This is a genomic window from Vibrio sp. ECSMB14106, from assembly GCF_000972265.1.
Taxonomy (GTDB): domain Bacteria; phylum Pseudomonadota; class Gammaproteobacteria; order Enterobacterales; family Vibrionaceae; genus Vibrio; species Vibrio kanaloae.
The window spans coordinates 1-19,542 of the sequence record NZ_LAUM01000002.1; the positions used below are offsets into that span (position 1 = coordinate 1).

At 44.3% G+C, this 19,542-nt stretch carries 16 protein-coding genes; 4 read left to right on the plus strand and 12 right to left on the minus strand.

The window, feature by feature from the left end:
- Positions 1 to 53: 53 nt before the first annotated feature.
- The 5 genes from WR49_RS01645 to WR49_RS01665 all read right to left on the minus strand — a co-directional run bounded on the left by WR49_RS01645 (position 54) and on the right by WR49_RS01665 (position 4,005).
- Positions 54 to 242, minus strand: coding sequence for a hypothetical protein (locus WR49_RS01645; RefSeq protein WP_004733419.1), 189 nt, complete (start codon positions 240 to 242; stop codon positions 54 to 56).
- A 168-nt stretch (positions 243 to 410) separates the two neighbouring features.
- Positions 411 to 1,493: a tetratricopeptide repeat protein gene (locus WR49_RS01650; protein WP_046222897.1), complete on the minus strand. Its 1,083-nt coding sequence runs from the start codon at positions 1,491 to 1,493 to the stop codon at positions 411 to 413.
- Between the two features lie 154 nt (positions 1,494 to 1,647).
- Positions 1,648 to 2,316 carry an OmpA family protein gene (locus tag WR49_RS01655; protein ID WP_017055180.1) on the minus strand — a complete coding sequence of 223 codons (669 nt, stop codon included), beginning with the start codon at positions 2,314 to 2,316 and terminating at the stop codon, positions 1,648 to 1,650.
- Positions 2,317 to 2,428: 112 nt separating this feature from the next.
- Complete coding sequence (locus tag WR49_RS01660) at positions 2,429 to 3,118, minus strand: DUF2786 domain-containing protein (RefSeq protein WP_017055181.1); 690 nt, start codon at positions 3,116 to 3,118, stop codon at positions 2,429 to 2,431.
- Positions 3,119 to 3,321: 203 nt separating this feature from the next.
- The gene (locus WR49_RS01665; protein ID WP_046222846.1) at positions 3,322 to 4,005 is read right to left on the minus strand and encodes a DUF3334 family protein; all 684 of its coding nucleotides are present in this window, start codon (positions 4,003 to 4,005) and stop codon (positions 3,322 to 3,324) included.
- Between the two features lie 220 nt (positions 4,006 to 4,225).
- Between WR49_RS01665 and ydiJ the strand changes: the two genes are divergently transcribed.
- Together ydiJ and WR49_RS01675 are read left to right on the plus strand one after the other, a co-directional pair.
- A complete protein-coding gene (ydiJ, locus tag WR49_RS01670) occupies positions 4,226 to 7,261 on the plus strand; it encodes a D-2-hydroxyglutarate dehydrogenase YdiJ (protein ID WP_046222847.1) in 3,036 nt (1,011 codons plus the stop codon).
- A 66-nt stretch (positions 7,262 to 7,327) separates the two neighbouring features.
- Positions 7,328 to 7,789 (plus strand): methyltransferase family protein, encoded by a 462-nt coding sequence (locus WR49_RS01675; RefSeq protein ID WP_046222848.1) that lies wholly within the window; start codon positions 7,328 to 7,330, stop codon positions 7,787 to 7,789.
- A 131-nt stretch (positions 7,790 to 7,920) separates the two neighbouring features.
- On the opposite strand, the gene WR49_RS01680 is transcribed toward WR49_RS01675, so the two are convergent.
- The 6 genes from WR49_RS01680 to hutC form a co-directional block, all read right to left on the minus strand.
- Positions 7,921 to 8,646: a DUF3581 domain-containing protein gene (locus WR49_RS01680; protein ID WP_017055186.1), complete on the minus strand. Its 726-nt coding sequence runs from the start codon at positions 8,644 to 8,646 to the stop codon at positions 7,921 to 7,923.
- 217 nt (positions 8,647 to 8,863) lie between these two features.
- Positions 8,864 to 10,396, minus strand: coding sequence for a histidine ammonia-lyase (gene hutH / locus WR49_RS01685; RefSeq protein WP_017055187.1), 1,533 nt, complete (start codon positions 10,394 to 10,396; stop codon positions 8,864 to 8,866).
- Positions 10,397 to 10,410: 14 nt separating this feature from the next.
- Positions 10,411 to 12,102 (minus strand): urocanate hydratase, encoded by a 1,692-nt coding sequence (gene hutU, locus WR49_RS01690; RefSeq protein ID WP_046222849.1) that lies wholly within the window; start codon positions 12,100 to 12,102, stop codon positions 10,411 to 10,413.
- Between the two features lie 48 nt (positions 12,103 to 12,150).
- Complete coding sequence (gene hutG / locus WR49_RS01695) at positions 12,151 to 13,197, minus strand: formimidoylglutamase (protein ID WP_046222850.1); 1,047 nt, start codon at positions 13,195 to 13,197, stop codon at positions 12,151 to 12,153.
- Positions 13,184 to 14,434, minus strand: a complete 1,251-nt coding sequence (gene hutI, locus WR49_RS01700) for an imidazolonepropionase (RefSeq protein WP_046222851.1) — start codon at positions 14,432 to 14,434, stop codon at positions 13,184 to 13,186. The genes hutG and hutI overlap by 14 nt, the downstream gene beginning before the upstream one ends.
- Positions 14,435 to 14,547: 113 nt before the next feature.
- Positions 14,548 to 15,261, minus strand: coding sequence for a histidine utilization repressor (hutC, locus tag WR49_RS01705; protein WP_046222852.1), 714 nt, complete (start codon positions 15,259 to 15,261; stop codon positions 14,548 to 14,550).
- 180 nt (positions 15,262 to 15,441) lie between these two features.
- Between hutC and WR49_RS01710 the strand changes: the two genes are divergently transcribed.
- The gene (locus tag WR49_RS01710) at positions 15,442 to 16,185 is read left to right on the plus strand and encodes a sporulation protein (RefSeq protein ID WP_046222853.1); all 744 of its coding nucleotides are present in this window, start codon (positions 15,442 to 15,444) and stop codon (positions 16,183 to 16,185) included.
- Positions 16,186 to 16,264: 79 nt separating this feature from the next.
- Here WR49_RS01710 and WR49_RS01715 read toward each other — a convergent pair whose 3' ends face one another.
- A complete protein-coding gene (locus WR49_RS01715; protein ID WP_046222854.1) occupies positions 16,265 to 17,251 on the minus strand; it encodes a DUF3187 family protein in 987 nt (328 codons plus the stop codon).
- A 361-nt stretch (positions 17,252 to 17,612) separates the two neighbouring features.
- On the opposite strand from WR49_RS01715, the gene thrS reads away from it, so the two are divergent.
- Entirely contained in the window at positions 17,613 to 19,541 is a 1,929-nt protein-coding gene (gene thrS / locus WR49_RS01720; protein WP_017055194.1) for a threonine--tRNA ligase, read from the plus strand.
- Position 19,542: the final 1 nt, after the last annotated feature.

A 19,542-nucleotide genomic window follows, 5' to 3' on the forward strand; every position in this document is an offset into this window, starting at 1 on the left:
CCCCAGATACAAAAAAAGCGCCTTAGGCGCTTTCTTATATCTCACGGTGTTGCTTATCTCAGTGTCGCTTGGGAGAGTTTCGCTCTCATTTCCATTTCACCAATATTGAACTGGCGAACATCAATGGTTGCAATATCATTGCACTCTTTACATGCATGATGACACTTACCATCTAGGTAGTCGTGCTTTTTTACTAGGCTTGGCTTTTTGCACCAATCACAAACGCCTTCTATTGTGAACATATTCTCTCCTCACCTGTATACGCCAGGTGTATTTTCGGCGCAAATTATGACACAAGTAAGACCTATTAGTTAATAGTTTGTTACCTGTTTTTGAGAGGGGGATCGATTGCCACACTAATAAAATCGGTATATTTGTGACTTTGTAAATTTGATAAGTGTGATTTTTTACTATTTTGTAACATTTTGTAGTAGGGTTTTTAGTGCATTGTTCAAGCGTTTCATTTCTTCGTCGCACCCGCTAGCGTCAGGATGGTATATTTTTGATAGTTGTTTGTATCTAGTTTTTACACTTCTCTGTTCAGGAATAGAGTTCGGTGTATATCCGAATAAAGCGCAAGCCACTTGTATTTTTTGTATGTCCTTTGAATTTTTCTGTTTCTTTAGTTCAGTAAGCATCGCGTGCAGTTGTCTTTTTTGCTGCTTAATCGTCAGGTCCTTCGAGCTAAGCCGCGCTTCAAATGATTGTTGTTGCTGTCGCGAATCACCCGACTTTAGAGCTTGTCTTCTTCTTGAGATAACGAACGTCGCAATGATGCTGATAATTGAAATCAACACGGCTAAGGCTGTGCCAATCAGATAGTCTGAATACGTTTGGTTAGAACTGGAGAGGTTAGAGCGTGAGGCTTGGTTAGATTGTACTTGCTGAGATAACCCCTGACTGGTGTCTATTTCAGAGTCGATGCTGTCATTGAGCTTCTCAATCGAAGAAATCTGCTTTGCGCGTTGTTGGTTGAATTGTGCTTCCAGAACCCGGTTGTATCCATCTTGTGCGTCAGGATTGTCTGGTAAGGCTGCTTCATACCATATCAGTGCAGCATCTAATGGTTGGAGTTGTGCTTTCTCAAGTGAGGACTCGTAGAGTTTGGCGATCTCGATTGGCGCTCGTTGGTTACCTTGCAGCGCTGCTTTGATTAACCATTTCAGAGCAAGCTTGTTGCTTTGTTCTACGCCTGTACCTGCTAAGTACAACTCTCCCAATCTAAATTGCGCATCTGAATTGCCATTATCTGCTGATTGCGTATACCAATAAAATGCGTCGCTGGTGCTAAGAGGGAGGTCGATCCCCGACTCATGAGCTTGAGCTAACTGGTATTGAGAAACTGGATCTTGAGGTTGTGATTCTAGTAACAACTCACCACTCCTTTCAGCATAAACGAAATGTGTGATTGATAACTGTATAGTGGAAAAGATGAGGGCTAGAAATAGAGTTCTAAGAAATGACGACGGCAGCAAGTTGGATAAGGTAAGCAAAAGATAAGTCTCGTAAAAAGCCCAGAGTCGATAGTTCAATATGAATACATTTATGATTGTTGGTTAGTCGTATTACTTTGAATAAGTAACACGACTGACAAGCAACTATATAATGGTTAATTCAATAGATAAAGACGAGCTGGGCTTAATCGTGCTACTTAAGTGGCAAGATTTGAATTTCTACGCGACGGTTACAAGCACGACCTTGAGAGGTTTTGTTGTCACAAAGAGGGTAGCGCTCACCGTTACCACGAGCAATAGCACGACCTGCCGCTACATTTTGAGAGACCAAGAATGAACGAACGGATTCTGCGCGACGCTCGGAAAGTATTTGGTTAGTCGATTCACTGCCAGTGCTGTCAGTGTGACCTTCAATTACTAGGCTAGTGTCTGGGTATTCAACTAAGATGCGAGCGACGCCGCGCAGCGTGTTGTGAATGCTAGACTGCAAAGCGTAAGAACTGGAATCAAAACCGATGCCGTTCTCTAGACGGAGTAGAAGTTGGTTCTCACCTACACGCTGTACTTGAACTCCTGAGTTCATTAGCTCTTCACGAAGTGCGGCTTCTTGTTGGTCAAAGTAGTAACCAACACTTCCGCCAACGGCAGCTCCGCCTGCAGCACCAATTAAAGCCCGCTTGCGGCGATCTTTAGAATCGTCACCGGTAACAGCTCCTGCAACGGCTCCTGCGATAGCACCGATTAGGGCGCCTTGCGTTGCTGAGTTAGTCTCAGACTCGCCAGTTGTCGCGTTTTGACGTTGCGTTGCCTGACAACCTGTTAAGGCGACAGTAAGCGCCAGGGCTAGAGTGATTTTTTTCAACGTACTTTCTCCATTATGTACCTCTGTCAAACGAATGGATGTGAATGACAACCATAGTTCTGCAAATGCTATTGGTGTTTTTATCAATACGTTGAGGTAATGTAAAGCCGCTCTACGATTTAGTGATCTTTTTAGGTGTCTGAGCACCGGAAACTGGTCGATTTACAGACAATTTACGACCTTTCTTCAAGCCAACTTCATAATCTGCGGTGAGGTTTTTCATCGCTTCTCTCAGTTGTTGCTTAAAAGTTTCGCGGTCGATATTTTTGAATTCTTTATCAATGTAGTTATTGATCTTGTTGTTTGATTCATCGTCGGGGGTAATAGTAGGTAGCTTCTCAAGCGCTCCTTCAACCCAACCTGAAACAAACGAGTTCACACGACGTGTAACCTCTAATGACCCGGTTCCTGAGCCAGCGAAGCTATTTCTAAATTGGCCCGTGTGCTCATTCAGTTCTCGGTAAACAATATCAAACGCAAAAGCTGCGAAGATAGCGCGATCGGCTTCACCAATGAACTCAACACGCTTGAGGCCTTTGTGATTCAGTAACACGGCTTCAACACCAAATTTGGTGTTGATACCACGAATAACACGCAGCAGTGTAGAGCTGATATTTGCAGGTAACAGATGACTGGATTGAGTTTTTCCCATCTTGATAAATTCAATATCGTCTTTTTCGAGACCATATTTCAGCATCAAGCTGTGAGCCATTTTTATCGCATTGGCAGCTTCATTGACGTTCGCAGAATTTCCAAGCTCAAGACACTTGGCAATTTTCTTTAGGGCTTTTTTCTTATCCATCGACTACTTAATCATTACCGCAAATTTTTAAAAGTCCGACATTTTACATGTTTTGACAGGTAACAGAAAGTTAAAACTCACATATAAACCTATAGGTCTGGTTGTGAAGTAGAGGTAAAGTTGTTTTTGAAAAATAAAAACGCCATCAGCGTATTGATGGCGTTAGTGAGGTTATTTATCAGAACGACTAGGGCTTTGTGGAATTAGATCCCGAGTTCATCGAGTAGATCCGCTGCAGAATCGTTGCCTGAGCTTTGAGTGGATTTGTTTGCTCCTTGCATATTTTTCTGAGTAGTTTCAAGAATGCTATCTGGACATTCGTCCTCAGCGATTTCAAATTCTTCCAATTGGATGAATTCTGTCTTATCCATGGCTAATTCAAGATAGAAAATATTGTTCTTTTCGGTTGAGAAAGTTACACGGCGCGCTTGTGGACGATCTAGGTTGGTGTCTACAGAAAGGTTAACTTGCTTGTTAAGCGCCAGCATTTTAGGTTGGTTCTGCGTGATGTTAGTTTGCAGTTCTTTACGGATTTTATTCGTAAAGTCGCCGACTAATTGATTCATTAATTCTCCCAATACATCACCAACTTCGTCCGAAGTATGGAGAACAGCAAGTTCTTCTTCAGGCATCCCCATGTTACGCATATAATTGGCATAGATCTCTAATGCCGCTTTTGACGTAAAATTGATAACAACAAGACCGGAAAAACCACCGTCAAATAAGACGAAACAGCCGAAGTCAGGTTTCAAACTCGTTTTATTGATTTTTTGAACCATGGCTGAATAGGACACTTGAGAAGCCGTCGCTGAAGTGAGTACGCTGGAGACTGATTGGCATAGCTTAAGAAGAATATCTTCAGTTGTGACTGTTTTGTTTTTTTTCATTGTGATGTGCTCGTGAAGTGCCTTAAACAAAATGTTATTCAATATATTACTACTGAATTAAGACAAAAGTGATTATTTCTCTATTCTTGCACTGAGATTCTTATTTGAGCACCTTTTTATATGATCTTAATAGTAGTAAAGTGACGAAATTCAAAGAAAGTTACTAAAATCTCAAATAACCCAATGCTGATAGGATCAGCGAAGTAGGGGCAGGAAGCAAATGTTACCAAGACTTCAACTCAATGCTGATGTGGACCCAGTAGTCGTACGCTTTTTAGATGATTTAAAAACAGTGGGCTTTACTGGCGACATTGAATCTCAATATTCTAGCCGTTTGGCCGTGGCGACTGATAACAGTGTCTATCAGCAATTGCCACAGGCTGTCATTCTTCCTAAGACAACGCACGACGTTGCATTGATCGGCAAAGTAGGTTCTAAATCCGCTTACGAACGAGTGACTTTTTCTCCTCGCGGCGGTGGTACTGGCACAAACGGACAGTCATTAACAAAAGGCGTGGTGGTTGACCTATCACGATATATGAATAAGGTTCTTGAGATTAACGAAAACGAAGGCTGGGTAAGAGTTCAGTCTGGCGTCGTTAAAGACCAATTGAACGATGCTGTGCGTCCCTACGGTTACTTTTTTTCTCCAGATCTTTCAACGAGTAACCGAGCAACTATAGGTGGCATGGTTAATACCGATGCCTCTGGCCAAGGGTCACTCAAGTACGGGAAAACCTCTGATCATGTGTTGTCGCTGCAAGCAGTGTTCGCAGATGGTTCATGTCTAGAATCTGATTTATCAAACGGCTTACCCGTTGAGGGTGAATTTGCTCACCATGCACTTGCGGTGACTGAGGCTGTTTGTCGTAAAAAACGTGCTCAAATCCTAAATAAATTCCCCCCGTTGAATCGCTTTTTAACAGGCTACGATCTAAAGAATGCAATCAACGAACAAGATGACAGCTTTGACCTGACTCGCGTTTTATGCGGTGCCGAAGGTTCACTCGCATTCATTACTGAAGCAAAACTAAATTTAACGCCAATTCCAAAAGCTCGAACACTGGTTAACGTGAAATACAACACGTTTGACTCTGCGTTGCGTAATGCGCCGTTCATGGTTGAAGCGAAAGCACTATCTGTTGAAACCGTTGATTCAAGAGTATTGAATCTTGCAAAGCAAGATATTGTTTGGCACACCGTGAGCGACCTGCTGATGGATGTGCCAAATAAAGAGATGCTTGGCATCAACATGGTTGAGTTTGCTAGCCAAGATGAAGCGGAAGTTGAACAACAAGTTCAAGCGCTGACTGCACAACTTGAAACCATGGTAGAAACCGAAGAAGCGGGTGTGATTGGCTTCCAAGTGTGCAGCGACTTAGCGAGCATTGGCCGAATCTACAACATGCGTAAGAAAGCGGTGGGTCTGTTAGGTGCGGCGAAAGGCCGAGCTAAGCCGGTCGCTTTTGCTGAAGATACCTGTGTACCACCAGAAAACTTGGCCGACTTCATCTCTGAATTTAGAGTGTTACTCGATTCAAAAGAGCTGAACTACGGCATGTTTGGTCACGTTGACGCGGGCGTACTGCACGTTCGCCCTGCTTTAGATTTGTGTGACCCGATGCAAGAAGCATTGATGCACGAAGTTTCTGATGAAGTGGTTAAGCTGGTGGCGAAATACGGCGGCTTAATGTGGGGTGAACACGGTAAAGGCTTTCGTTCTGAATATGGTCCTGACTTCTTTGGTGAAGAGCTGTTTACCGAATTAAGACGTGTTAAAGCCGCATTCGACCCACATAACAAGATGAACCCGGGCAAGATCTGTACGCCATTAGACAGTGATGCTGAATTGGTAAAAGTGACTGATACCAAACGTGGCTTTTATGATCGTCAGATTGACGTACAAGTTCGCGATAGCTTTAAGCAAGCGATGGAGTGTAACGGTAACGGTTTGTGTTTCAACTACGATACGAGCTCGCCAATGTGTCCTTCGATGAAAGTCACGGCAGACCGTCGTCACTCACCAAAAGGCCGTGCAGGCCTAGTGAGAGAATGGTTGCGTCAGCTGACGGAGCAAGGCGTCGATATTCTTGATTTAGAGCAAGAAGCGCTGAAGGACAATACTCCGGTTAAAACCATGGTGGAACGTGTTCGTAACACGATGAACAAACGCCATGAGTACGACTTCTCGCATGAAGTTCATGAAGCGATGAACGGTTGTTTGGCGTGTAAAGCGTGTGCGAGTCAATGTCCGATTAAAGTCGATGTTCCAAGTTTCCGTTCTCGATTCTTAAACATCTACTACTCGCGTTACCAGCGCCCAGCAAAAGACTATTTAGTCGCCAATATTGAAACCATGCTGCCGCTGATGGCGAAAGCGCCAAAAGTAGTGAACGCAGCATTGGGTCAAAAGTGGATCCAAACGACAACAGCTAAAACGGTCGGTTATGTTGATGCACCGCTGATGTCTGTGCCTACGCTAAAAAGTCGTCTGGCAAGTAAAGAGCTGCAACTCTTCGACCTACAGTATTTAGAAGGCTTGTCTTCTGAACAGAAGAAACAGCATGTGCTCATCGTTCAAGACCCGTTTACTAGTTTTTATGATGCAGAAGTCGTTGAAGACTTCGTCACTCTGGCTCAGAAGCTTGGTAAAACTCCAGTATTACTGCCGTTTAAGCCAAATGGTAAAGCACTGCACATCAAAGGCTTCTTAAGTCGTTTTGCTCGTGAAGCCAAATCGACTTCGGATTTCTTGTCGATGGTGGCGGATATTGGTATTCCTTTAGTGGGTGTCGATCCTGCTCTTGTGCTTTGTTACCGCGATGAATACGTCGAGATCTTAGGTGATAAGCGCGGCGACTTTGATGTGCTTACTGTGCATGAATGGTTAATGCCATCGCTCGGTGACTTTGAAGCGCGTTCTACAAGTGAGGAAATGTGGTACTTGTTTGCTCACTGTACTGAGAAAACCAAAATGCCGAACGCTGAAAAAGAGTGGGGCGCTATCTTCAAACACTTTGGCGCTGCACTTACCAGCGTTCCTGTCGGTTGCTGTGGTATGGCGGGCACCTTCGGGCACGAAGTCGATAAGCTACAAATGTCGAAAGACATATACGGTCTAAGTTGGAAGCCAAGGATCCAAGACTTACCGAAAGAGCGTTGCTTAGTGACGGGGTATTCCTGCCGAAGCCAAGTGAAGCGTTTTGAGGGTGAGAAGCTTGCCCACCCATTACAAGCGCTCGCAAAAATTCTTTAATACATTTAGCCCAGCAATTGCTGGGCTTTTTCTAAACTAACAATGGAATTGTTAATAAGGAAAGCTATGAGATTTCTAGAGTTGAAAGTCCCACCGGTTGCTCTATTTATACTAGTATTCGTCGCGTCTTATTTTAGTGCTCAGCACCTGAGTGTAGGGGCAATAGTATTGCCTTATAAGATCATTGTTCTGGTGATCGGAATTGCACTGAGTGGCGTGGTCGGATTATCTGGTATATGGGAGTTTCGAAAGCAGGAAACCACCGTTAATCCGATCAAGGTCGAAACCGCCTCGGCAGTCGTGGACAGTGGTATTTTTGGTTACACGCGAAACCCGATGTATTTAGGGCTATTCATCCTACTGTTTTGCCTTGGCTATTTCTTCCAAAACCTGTTCAGTGTTTTATTAAGTTTTGTATTCGTAATTTACATGAATAATTTCCAGATCAAGCCGGAAGAGCGCGCACTAGAGCAATTATTTGGTGCGGAATATATTGATTATAAACAAAAGGTTAGACGCTGGATTTAGTGATGATTTGAGTGCAGGCTTAGTGGCTTAGTAATCGAAATAAAAAAGCCCAGCTTGAAGGCATCAAGCTGGGCTTTATTGATCTTGTTCTAGAGCTTATTTACATCGAGCGGTGTAAATAAGGATGCTTATTAAGCGGCAGCTGCGAACTGAGCTAGAAACATCTCTTTACGCTCATTGAAGCGGTTTACTAGGTCGTCGACAGAAGCTTGGTCGTATGGCTTAAGGCCACTTGCTACCATGCGTTTTACGCCTTTACCTACTACTTCACCGTTTTCTTTGAAATCGAAGTTCAGGGTTACGATGCCGCGTTTGCCTTCAACATCAAAAGTTGCACCAGAAAACTCAACTTCTGGGTTGGTTAGGTCTAGGCGAACAAATTCAACTTCCATGCTCTCATAAATCACAAGAGGGCGTTGGCAGTTGATCATCATTTGCTGTTCTTCCATTAGAGGCACCATGATGTGCGGGAAGTTCATGCCTGAAAACTTAACGTAGTTTGTTACTACGTGCTCGATAAATGCTTGATCGTGACTCTTTTCACCTTCACATGACATGTGGAGGTATTCTTTGCCTTTTTCATCAACTAATGAGCTTTCTCTTTCACATTTTTTGTCAACGCTTAGCGCAATACCATTACCAACCATGCCTGAAAAATCAAAACGCATTTTTTGGCTAATGCCTTCTTTTTGCAGAAGTACTGCAAACAAAAGATCACCAGGTACGCAAAAGCGCTTATTGTCTTCATCGTGAATTGGGTTAAAGTCAGCAGCTACTTTTTTTGCAAAGTGGCTAGCTTGTTCACGAGTGAACTGAAATTCATTGTCTTCAGTAGAAAAGTAAGGTGTCAGAAACATAGTATCGCTATTAGTCATCAAATCTGGTGTGGATTATAGCTAACTAACTTCTATCTAATGGTCTATCCAGTTAACTTTTCATAAATATCAATGGATTAGATGGAAATGTTGGATGGTATGTGACGATTTTGGTTGGAGGGTTTGTCTTGGCTCAATGCAACAAGGGCTAATTAATAGCCCTTGTATATGTGACGTGTTATAGAGTTTTCAATAGCTCCTAGAAGCTACACAGAATACCTTCAGGCATTAGGTGGTTGTGTGCTGACAACTTTAATAATAGGTTTGCTTGTTCAATATCTGGTGAAAAGTAGCGGTCTTTGTCATAGAAGCTGACTTTTTCTCGAAGGATTTGTTTCGCTTCTTCTACACGAGGTGATGATAGGTTCGGCGCTCTGAAGTCTAGACCTTGTGCAGCGGCCAAGTATTCGACTGCCAATATGCCACGTGTGTTTTCAGCCATGTATCGAAGACGACGTCCCGCAAATGTTGCCATTGATACGTGATCTTCCTGGTTTGCCGAAGTCGGTAAACTGTCGATTGAAGCTGGGTGTGCAAGTGTTTTGTTTTCACTTGCCAGCGCAGCAGAGGTCACTTGAGCAATCATGAAACCTGAGTTCACACCACCATTATCAACTAAGAAAGGTGGCAGTTTACTTAATGCGCTATCGATAAGCAGTGCCATTCTTCGCTCTGAAAGGCTACCTATCTCTGCAATCGCAAGAGCGAGATTATCCGCAGCCATTGCGACTGGTTCTGCATGGAAGTTGCCGCCTGAAATGATGTCGCCATCTTCAGCAAAAACCAGTGGGTTATCGGATACAGAGTTCGCTTCAACATTTAGGGTTTCCGCAGAGTTACGGATTTGTTGTAAACATGCCCCCATAACTTGGGGCTGACAGCGTAGTGAGTACGGGTCTTGAACTTTTTCACAGCTAGTATGTGACTCGCCAATCTCGCTATTTTGATCAAGCATATGACGGTAAGCCAGAGCTGCATCCATTTGGCCACGGTGACCACGAACACGATGGACTCTAGGGTCAAACGGACGACGGCTACCTAGTGCGGCTTCAACAGACATAGCACCACATACCGTTGCAGACGCGAACAAATCTTCCGCAGCGAATAGGCCTTCTAATGCGAATGCTGTGGACGCTTGAGTACCATTTAACAGAGCTAAACCTTCTTTAGGTGCTAGTGTTATTGGTTCTAGACCTGCGATTTTCATTGCTTCTAAGCCGGTGACTACCTTGCCGTTGTGTCGTGCTTGGCCTTCACCCAATAGCACTGTACTCATGTGCGCTAGTGGAGCAAGGTCACCAGAGGCACCTACTGAGCCTTTTTGTGGAACACAAGGATAAACTTGTGCATTCACTAGATCGATTAGAGCATTAATTACCTTCAGTCGAATACCTGAATAGCCACGAGACAAGCTATTAATTTTTAGTACCATCATCAAACGCACGGTTTCATCAGACATGAATTTGCCTATGCCAGCTGCATGAGAAAGTACGATACTTTTTTGTAGAACTTCCAGATCTTCAGGCGCAATTTTGGTGTTTGCCAACAAGCCAAAGCCTGTATTGATGCCATACACAGTGCGATCTTCTGCAATCACTTGCTCTACAACGCGTGTACTTGCTTCAATGTCAGGAATTGCTGCTGGATCGAGTGACAAGCTCACAGGGCTGCGACTCACTTTGCGAAGTTCAGGTAGGCCGAGCTGTCCTGGTTTAATTAATAAGTTCAACATGTTTTCTCCAGACATTAAAGATGACGCAGTTCGTCGTTAAGCATAGGTAAATCAAGCTTTTGTTCTTTAGCACATTGCTTGGCTATATCGTAGCCTGCATCTGCATGACGCATAACACCGGTTGCCGGATCATTGTGAAGTACACGAGCAATACGTTGCGATGCATCTTCACTGCCGTCGCAACAAATCACCATACCCGAATGTTGTGAGAAGCCCATTCCAACACCACCACCGTGGTGCAGAGAAACCCAAGTTGCGCCGCCTGCTGTATTTAGCAGAGCATTTAGCAGAGGCCAATCTGATACAGCGTCTGATCCATCCATCATGCCTTCTGTTTCACGGTTAGGACTTGCGACTGAACCTGAGTCTAGGTGGTCACGACCGATAACAACTGGTGCTTTCAGTTCGCCATTTTTAACCATTTCATTGAATGCTTGACCCAAACGTTCACGATCTTTTAAGCCAACCCAACAGATACGAGCTGGCAGACCTTGGAATTGGATGCGTTCACGTGCCATATCCAGCCAGTTGTGCAGATGTGGGTTATCGGGGACCAGTTCTTTTACTTTTTGGTCTGTTTTATAGATGTCTTCAGGGTCGCCAGAAAGGGCAGCCCAACGGAATGGGCCGATGCCTTCACAGAACAGAGGACGAATATACGCAGGAACGAAGCCTGGGAAATCAAATGCATTCTCGACACCTTCTTCCAGTGCCATTTGGCGAATGTTGTTACCGTAATCTACGGTCGCAGCACCGCGGTACTGAAGGTCTAGCATTGCTTGTACTTGAACAGCCATAGATTGTTTAGCTGCCTTCACGACTTTTGCTTCATCAATCAAACGTTCTTGTGCGGCTTTCTCCATCGTCCAACCTTGAGGCAAGTAGCCGTTCAGTGGATCGTGGGCAGAGGTTTGATCAGTAACCACATCGGGAGTGATATTGCGTTCAACCAATTCTGGAAATACATCTGCCGCGTTACCTAATAGACCAACAGAAATAGGCGTGTCTGACTCTTTAATCATAGCCATTGCTTCATCTAAGCTGGTGGCTTTCTTGTCAACATAGCCAGTGCGTAGACGGTAATCGATTCGAGATTCATCACACTCAACCGCAATCATTGAGAAACCAGCCATTGTCGCAGCAAGAGGCTGAGCACCACCCATTCCGCCAAGACCGCCCGTTAGAACCCACTTACCATTTGCTTCGCCTTGGAAGTGCTTTTTCGCGATAGCAACAAACGTTTCATAAGTACCTTGAACAATGCCTTGTGAGCCAATGTAGATCCAGCTACCTGCTGTCATTTGTCCATACATCATCAAGCCTTCTTTATCGAGCTCGTTGAAGTGTTCCCAGTTTGCCCAATGTGGAACAAGGTTGGAGTTGGCAATAAGTACACGAGGTGCATTTTTGTGGGTCGGGAATACGCCTACAGGTTTCCCTGATTGAACAAGTAGAGTTTGGTCATCTTCTAGACGTTCTAATACTTCGACAATCTTGTCATAACATTTCCAATCACGAGCCGCACGGCCAATACCACCGTACACAACCAGAGCATGTGGGTGTTCTGCCACATCTGGATCTAGGTTGTTCATCAACATACGTAGTGGTGCTTCTGTTAACCAAGATTTAGCACGTAAAGCCGTACCATGCGGTGCGCGAATTTCGCGAGTCGTGTCGAGACGAGGGTCATTGTTGTGTTCCATCATTCTGGAATTCCTTATGTTTCACGTTATATAGCTGTCGGTATAACTTGATTAGTTGTTGGCCATTGCATTGGCGATATCCCAACACAAACGAGCTGCCAAACGAGCGGTTTGGCCATCAATGTCATAGTTTGGGTTGTATTCCGCAATGTCCGCGATAATGAGTTTTTCACTGTGTTTGAAAATCTGTTCTAAAAAAGGAGCGAGTGCTTCATAGCTCACGCCTCTTGCCGCGGGTGCACTTACGCCCGGTGCTGTCGCTGCTGGGAATACGTCTAGGTCTATAGTGAGATAGAGGTAATCACACTCAGCGATGAATTTTTGTAACTTAACCAGTTGAGCGACTTGGTTTATTTGGGTCATGTTGCGGTCGTGTTCATACCAAACGCCCAGTTGGTCGGCTCTGTTAAACAGCGCTTTGGTATTGCTGGCTGCGCTCACACCAAGACAAGCGTAATGAAACGGCCACTGATACTTGTGGCAGTAATCACTGATCTGGTTAAAAGGCGTGCCTGAGCTGGGTTTAACGTCGGCGATGTCGCTTTCGAATTCGCGAAGATCAAAGTGAGCATCAAAGTTAACGATGCCTATCTTAGGTTTGCATTCAGGCTGATCTTTGTGAAGGCGTTCAGCTTTATGTAAATGCTCAGCGAGACCTTGGAACGACGCCCAAGCCACTTCGTGACCACCGCCAAGGGTAATCACTTTGTTAGTTGATAGAGCATTGGCAATCACAGAAGCGCACTGTTTTTGGCTGACTTCTAATTGACCATCATTGCATTCAACATCGCCAAGATCAGCAATGTGTGTGTCGTTGTGCCAAGCCATATTCGCGAGAGCTTTGCGAATAAGATTAGGTGCTTGCTTTGCGCCCACTCGCCCTTTATTTCTTGCCACTCCAACATCGCTGGCAAAGCCAACTAAGGCGATAGCATTCTTAGTCGGTTCGTTACTTAAATCACTATTTTGGATTTGGCTAGTGATGTGGTGAACACGCGTACCCATTGCACCATCTTCGAGATCATTACGTCCCGCCCACTCAAAGTTATGTACGGTTGTTGCGTTATATTGGGTGTTGTTGGACTTAGATTGAGTCATGGCACACCTCGCCATCAACGATGCGTTTATGCAGATGAGGAACACCGACTTGATAACTAAGGTCGGCTGGATGTTCGATATTCCAAATAGCTAAATCTGCGGCATAACCGATTTCGATTTTACCTTTGTTTTGTGAGTCGCCGATGGCGGAAGCAGCATGGCAAGTCACACCGCGCAGTGCCTCTTCAGGCGTTGTTCCAAATAACGTACAGCTCATGTTCATCATTAGTGTTAGGTCGGCAAAAGGGGAAGTGCCGGGGTTTAAGTCGGTAGCAATCGCCATAGGGATATTATGTTTACGTAGTAATGCAATTGGCGGCTGTTGGGTCTCTTTCAAGAAATAAAAAGCACCAGGTAGTAACGTCGCAGCAGTGCCTGATTCCGCCAGCGCTTTTACTCCGGCTTCATCAAGGTACTCAACATGGTCAACAGAGAGTGCGCCGTATTTTGCTGCAAGCGCACTGCCACCCATATTAGAAAGCTGTTCTGTGTGGCCTTTAATCTCGAGCCCATGCTCTTTGGCTGCTGCAAATACACGTTCGGTTTGTTCTAGGTTGAAGCCGATAGATTCGCAGAACACATCAACCGCATCGGCTAACCCTTGTTCTGCGGCTTTAGGAATGATCTCTTGGCAAACCAGATCGATATAACTATCCGGTTGTTCTTTATATTCGGGCGGCACAGCATGTGCTGCAAGGAGAGTGGTGGTGATCTTAATACGGCGATGATTTTCTAACGCTTTAGCTGCGCGTAACATTTTGAGTTCATCATCAAGCGTTAAACCATAGCCCGATTTTACTTCGATGCTGGTTACGCCACTTCTTAGGAGACCATCGAGTCTAGGTAGCGCCATTTCAACCAGCTCAGACTCTTGTGCTGCGCGTGTTGCAGTGACTGTCGCCAGAATTCCGCCGCCTTGCTTGGCGATGTCGGTGTAAGACACACCATTCAAACGCTGCTCAAACTCGTTGGCGCGATTACCCGCAAATATGAGATGAGTGTGGCAATCAATTAACCCAGGTGTTACTAGCTTGTTCTTGCAATCATAGGTGATGTAACCCAAAGAACTACCAACACTGATTTGTTGTAACTCAGAAGCAAGCGCCTCGTTGTTTGAACAAGAGATGGACACGATCTTACCGTTTTCGATAACGATATCTTGAGGGGAAGAGGGCTGATAACCATCGGCTCCCGAGCTCATGGAGACCACTCGTGCGTTTTTGAGGATCAAATTCATAATCACCTAGATCTTTGCTGAACATTAAATGTATATACAAATAAATAGGCTAAACGTTTACTTGAATCAAGTTTATGTTGCAAAAATGTGATCAGAGTTCAGGGTAATGTTCTTTAATCTAGAATTATCTTGGAGCTTAATTTGTACTTAGAACCAGGATGGTAGAGCAATGCAAAGCTGATTAGACGCTCTTTGCTCCATGTTCTTCGATTCAAAAGAAGGCAAGGTTCTGATTCTAGAAGTTTGAGCGAAGTTCTAATTTTTGAGTCTGGAATAATGGCTTCAACAGTATGCTCAATAGCACTCAATGGGCAACTTTTTGAAAGGTATTCATTAGGTGTTGATGTCGAAAAATCCTGTTCAAGGTATTTAGGTGCGGCTAGAGAGTTAACCCATCGAGCCTCTAGCTGAATTGGTGATCCATCTGCAAAATGTATGATTTCACTATAAAAAACTTCTTCGTGAATCATAACACCTAACCGTGTGGCGGTGCTTTCATCGGCCTTGCTGCTTTCGTGTTTGATGACTTTGCTTGTATACTTTTGGCCTCGGTCTTTGATCTCTTGCGCGATGTTATTGATATCAAGCAAGGGAGATTGGGCTTTTTCATTTGGCTCACAAACAAAAGTTCCCAGCCTTGGTTTTCTGATTAATTTCCCTTCAGAAACGAGGTCTCGAATGGCTTTATTAACTGTCATTCTACTCACATTAAACTGTTCTGTGAGTTCAAGTTCGGTGGTGATCTGATAACCAACTGGCCAATAACCGCTAGTGATTTTCTCGTCTATGAATTGTTTTATTTGCAGGTAGAGCGGTGCTTTTGACATAATGAAACCTTATTTGACTATACAAATAGAGTAGCGAATTTCTTAATGATTTCAACATTTCCTCGGACTATGTGATGCTATTCGACATAGATAGTGCGAATTACTTGATTCTATGAGGTAAGTGTCGCAAATTGTCGCGCAATAATTATCAGAAAATCAAATGATTAAAAAGGAAACAATATGTTTAAGAAAATAAAAGCCTCGTTGGGCATCGGTGCAGCAAAGGTTGATACCGTCTTAGATAATATTGAAGTTTTCCAAGGTGGCGAGTTGTCTGGCAATGTTCATATCATTGGTGGCGACGTTGAGCAACAAATCGACCGGATCAACTTGGTTCTCAATACAGAAGTAAAAGTCGAAACCGAAGATAGCACCAGTTACGAAACCTTTTCACTGGGTCGTATTCGAGCTGTAGAGTCTTTCGTTATTCAACCGGGTGAAACCAAGTTGGTCCCATTCCGCCTTAAGTTAAATGATGAAACACCAGTGACTGCGTTGAACGCACAAATGAACCAATGCCATGTGTGGGTTGAAACAAACCTAGATATCGGCTTTGCGATTGACCCTAAAGATCGCGATTTTATCTCCGTTCATCCACTGCTAACAGTCGCTAAAATCATTCAAGGTGTTGAAGCATCGGGCATGGCCATGGTGAAAGCAGACGTAGAGAAGGGCTTCTTAAAAGGCAACAGCTTTGCTTCGCGTTCGGGCTGTTACCAAGAGATTGAATTTCGCAGCGGTGGTTTTATGAATAACAAAGAGATCGAGCTGTCATTCATCGTAGAAGGTTCAATGGTTCACTGCCTAGCAGAAATCGACCGTTCAATGAGTTTCCGTGGCGACCAATACATCTCATTCAGCTTGCCTGCAAACACGGCTGATTCAGACATTCGCAATGCAGTCTCACGAATTATGAGTGCGTAGTTGCCAACAGTGCCGACAAAATTAAGCCGAACGAACTCGTTCGGCTTTTTTGATTCTGCTGTCTCGACCTGAAATGTGTTTACCACTGATGACGATAGGCCAATTGGAAGGCGACGTCGGTGGAGTTATCCATGTTGAAGATGTTTTCGATAATGGATATCTCGATAGCTGAACGCTGCATGAGATAGCGATACCCAAGCATAATTTCATTCGCGGCTTCCGAAAATTCAGTTTCACCGTCTTCTGCGCCTTCATACCATCGATATTCAAGGTGTAACTCATGGTTTTCAAATAATGAGAGTTGATAGCCGCCCATCCATGACCATGTCATCTTCTTATGTGAAAAGCTATTCTCCGCTTCTCTACTGGACTGATTCGCTAACCCTAGGCTGGTATAGAAGGTATTGATGCCGAGTTGGTATGCATAGTTGAGTTGAGCGCTTTGTTCGGTGCTGTTTCCCTTAAATGCACCGTGGCTGACGTTGTTATGATAGAGGGAGACGCCAAAAGATAAGCCGTGGTTTTCTAGATCTATGATTTGGTATTGGGTGTAGAACGTGAAAGCATTGGTTAGCGTGTCACCGGAGAAGTCACGAATATTGATGTCGTGGTTTGGTGCATAGATGTCGAATTGGTGTCGCTCTTTCTGGTCTCGCCCTGCTTGGTCGATGCTAAATAGGTCATGAAAATTGATGGTGATTTTGTCGAGGTGATTATTGGCTGCATAAAGCCAACGGTAATTGAATTCTACTTGCCACCTTGTGGTTAATTGCCACCGCAGTCCTGTCTGAAGTTGGTTTTGATAATAGTCGAAGTGATAGTCGGGGGAGTCGGCCCAGATGCTCGCGGCAGTTAAAGCGGTAAACACTTCAACCTTATTCTCTTCGAGTGGGAAGCCAGAACGAAGTGTTGGAGTCAGGCGAACGGACTGCAATGGTGCTTGGGCATAACTGATTAAGGGGCCGTAATCTTTGTTGGCCCATGCCGTTTCTGGTGCAGTAACTCCTATGGCTATTGTTAACAGTAAACGAGGTGTGATTGATATAAAAGTAGCTAGCTTCTCCATATGTGCCTCATCTGTATCTAGTTGCTTTATAGAGCTTAGCTCTAAATGACTAATTTGTAAGAGTTGAGTCGAAATAGGTAAGCTAGAACAGTTCGATTCGAAAGGTGGTTCAAGGGAATGGGAAGTCACTTTTTGGCATAACGACGTCAATAGGAGAGTCGGGAGGTTCCCTCCATCATTGTCATTTCATATTATTTCGTTAAAATGCTCAGATACGTACAAATGGGGCATCTGTATTTGCTTCTATGTGGGTATCTTTATTATGCATATATCTACGATCAACATACTCGTTGATTGAAAAACATATATTAAACATTTTCATGTGTTGCTTGGTGTGCAACACCACTGTAAAGGACAAATAATGCCAATTATTACTCTTCCTGACGGTAGTCAGCGTCAATTTGACAACCCTGTATCAACTCTAGATGTTGCCCTATCAATCGGTCCTGGTCTTGCTAAAGCAACCATTGCTGGTCGTGTAGACGGCGAGCGTGTTGATGCTTGTGATCTTATCGAAAATGATGCAAGCCTAGAAATCATCACAGCTAAAGATGAAGTCGATGGCCTTGAAATCGTTCGTCACTCTTGTGCTCACCTTTTAGGTCACGCGATTAAGCAGCTTTTTCCAGAAGCGAAAATGGCGATCGGTCCTACTATCGATAACGGTTTCTACTACGATATCGACCTTGAGCACTCTCTAACGCAAGAAGATCTAGAAAAGATTGAAAAGCGTATGAAAGAGCTAGCGAAGACCAAGTATCAGGTTGTTAAGAAGAAAGTTAGCTGGCAGGAAGCGCGTGACGCATTCGAAGCTCGCGGCGAGACTTACAAAATTGAAATCTTGGACGAGAATGTTTCTAAAGACGACCGTCCTGGCCTGTACCATCACGAAGAATACATCGATATGTGTCGTGGCCCACACGTACCTAACATGAGCTTCTGCCAGCATTTCACGCTACTTAATGTAGCAGGTGCATACTGGCGTGGTAACAGTGATAACAAGATGCTTCAACGTATCTACGGCACTGCATTCCAAGACAAGAAGGCACTTAAAGCTCACCTTGTGCGCCTAGAAGAAGCGGCTAAACGTGACCACCGTAAAATCGGTAAAGCGCTTGATCTATTCCACATGCAGCAAGAAGCACCAGGCATGGTGTTTTGGCATCACAACGGTTGGACTATCTTCCGTGAGCTAGAAGTATTTATTCGTCAGAAACTGACTGAGTATGATTACCAAGAAGTAAAAGGCCCATTAATGATGGACCGTGTTCTTTGGGAACGCTCTGGTCACTGGGATAAGTACGCAGACGCGATGTTCACAACTTCTTCAGAGAACCGTGAATACGCTATTAAGCCAATGAACTGTCCTGGTCACGTTCAAATCTTCAACCAAGGTTTGAAATCTTACCGTGATCTACCGCTACGTATGGCTGAGTTCGGCTCATGTCACCGTAACGAGCCGTCTGGCGCACTTCATGGCATCATGCGTGTTCGTGGATTCACTCAAGATGATGCTCACGTATTCTGTACTGAAGACCAAGTTCAACAAGAAGTTAAAGCTTGTATTGAAATGGTTTACGATACTTATACAACTTTCGGTTTCGAAAACATTGTTGTTAAGCTATCTACTCGTCCAGAACAGCGTGTCGGTTCAGACGAAATGTGGGACCGTGCAGAGGCCGATCTTAAGCAAGCGCTAGAGTCAATGGAGATTGCATACGAGATTCAAGAAGGCGAGGGTGCGTTCTACGGACCTAAGATTGAATTTACTTTGCATGATTGTTTGGACCGTGCATGGCAATGTGGTACAGTGCAGCTCGATTTTGCATTACCAGAACGTTTAGGTGCTACTTACGTAGGTGAAGATAACGAGCGTCACACGCCAGTTATGATCCACCGCGCGATTTTAGGTTCACTAGAACGCTTCATTGGTATTCTTATTGAAGAATACGCTGGCTTCTTCCCTACGTGGTTGGCGCCAGAACAAGCAGTTGTAATGGGTATTACAGACAAACAGTCTGAATATGTACAAGAAATTACGAAAAAACTGCAAAAAAGTGGATTTAGAGTCAAAGCAGACTTGAGAAATGAGAAGATTGGCTTTAAAATCCGCGAACATACTTTGAAACGTGTACCGTTCATGCTTGTGTGTGGTGACCAAGAAATGGAAGCCGGCGAAATTGCAGTACGTACACGTAAAGGTAAGGACCTTGGCAAGTTTAAAGTGGATGACTTTATTTCATACATCCAAGCCGAAGTTTCAAGCCGTAAGCTCAATCTGGAGGAATAGC

Bases quoted from the DNA above. Each gene is read 5' to 3' on its own strand.
- WR49_RS01645 (WP_004733419.1), bottom strand. From the start codon at position 242: ATGTTCACAATAGAAGGCGTTTGTGATTGGTGCAAAAAGCCAAGCCTA.
- WR49_RS01660 (WP_017055181.1), bottom strand. From the start codon at position 3,118: ATGGATAAGAAAAAAGCCCTAAAGAAAATTGCCAAGTGTCTTGAGCTT.
- WR49_RS01665 (WP_046222846.1), bottom strand. From the start codon at position 4,005: ATGAAAAAAAACAAAACAGTCACAACTGAAGATATTCTTCTTAAGCTA.
- ydiJ (WP_046222847.1), top strand. From the start codon at position 4,226: ATGTTACCAAGACTTCAACTCAATGCTGATGTGGACCCAGTAGTCGTA.
- WR49_RS01675 (WP_046222848.1), top strand. From the start codon at position 7,328: ATGAGATTTCTAGAGTTGAAAGTCCCACCGGTTGCTCTATTTATACTA.
- WR49_RS01680 (WP_017055186.1), bottom strand. From the start codon at position 8,646: ATGTTTCTGACACCTTACTTTTCTACTGAAGACAATGAATTTCAGTTC.
- hutH (WP_017055187.1), bottom strand. From the start codon at position 10,396: ATGTTGAACTTATTAATTAAACCAGGACAGCTCGGCCTACCTGAACTT.
- hutU (WP_046222849.1), bottom strand. From the start codon at position 12,102: ATGATGGAACACAACAATGACCCTCGTCTCGACACGACTCGCGAAATT.
- hutG (WP_046222850.1), bottom strand. From the start codon at position 13,197: ATGACTCAATCTAAGTCCAACAACACCCAATATAACGCAACAACCGTA.
- hutI (WP_046222851.1), bottom strand. From the start codon at position 14,434: ATGAATTTGATCCTCAAAAACGCACGAGTGGTCTCCATGAGCTCGGGA.
- hutC (WP_046222852.1), bottom strand. From the start codon at position 15,261: ATGTCAAAAGCACCGCTCTACCTGCAAATAAAACAATTCATAGACGAG.
- WR49_RS01710 (WP_046222853.1), top strand. From the start codon at position 15,442: ATGTTTAAGAAAATAAAAGCCTCGTTGGGCATCGGTGCAGCAAAGGTT.
- WR49_RS01715 (WP_046222854.1), bottom strand. From the start codon at position 17,251: ATGGAGAAGCTAGCTACTTTTATATCAATCACACCTCGTTTACTGTTA.
- thrS (WP_017055194.1), top strand. From the start codon at position 17,613: ATGCCAATTATTACTCTTCCTGACGGTAGTCAGCGTCAATTTGACAAC.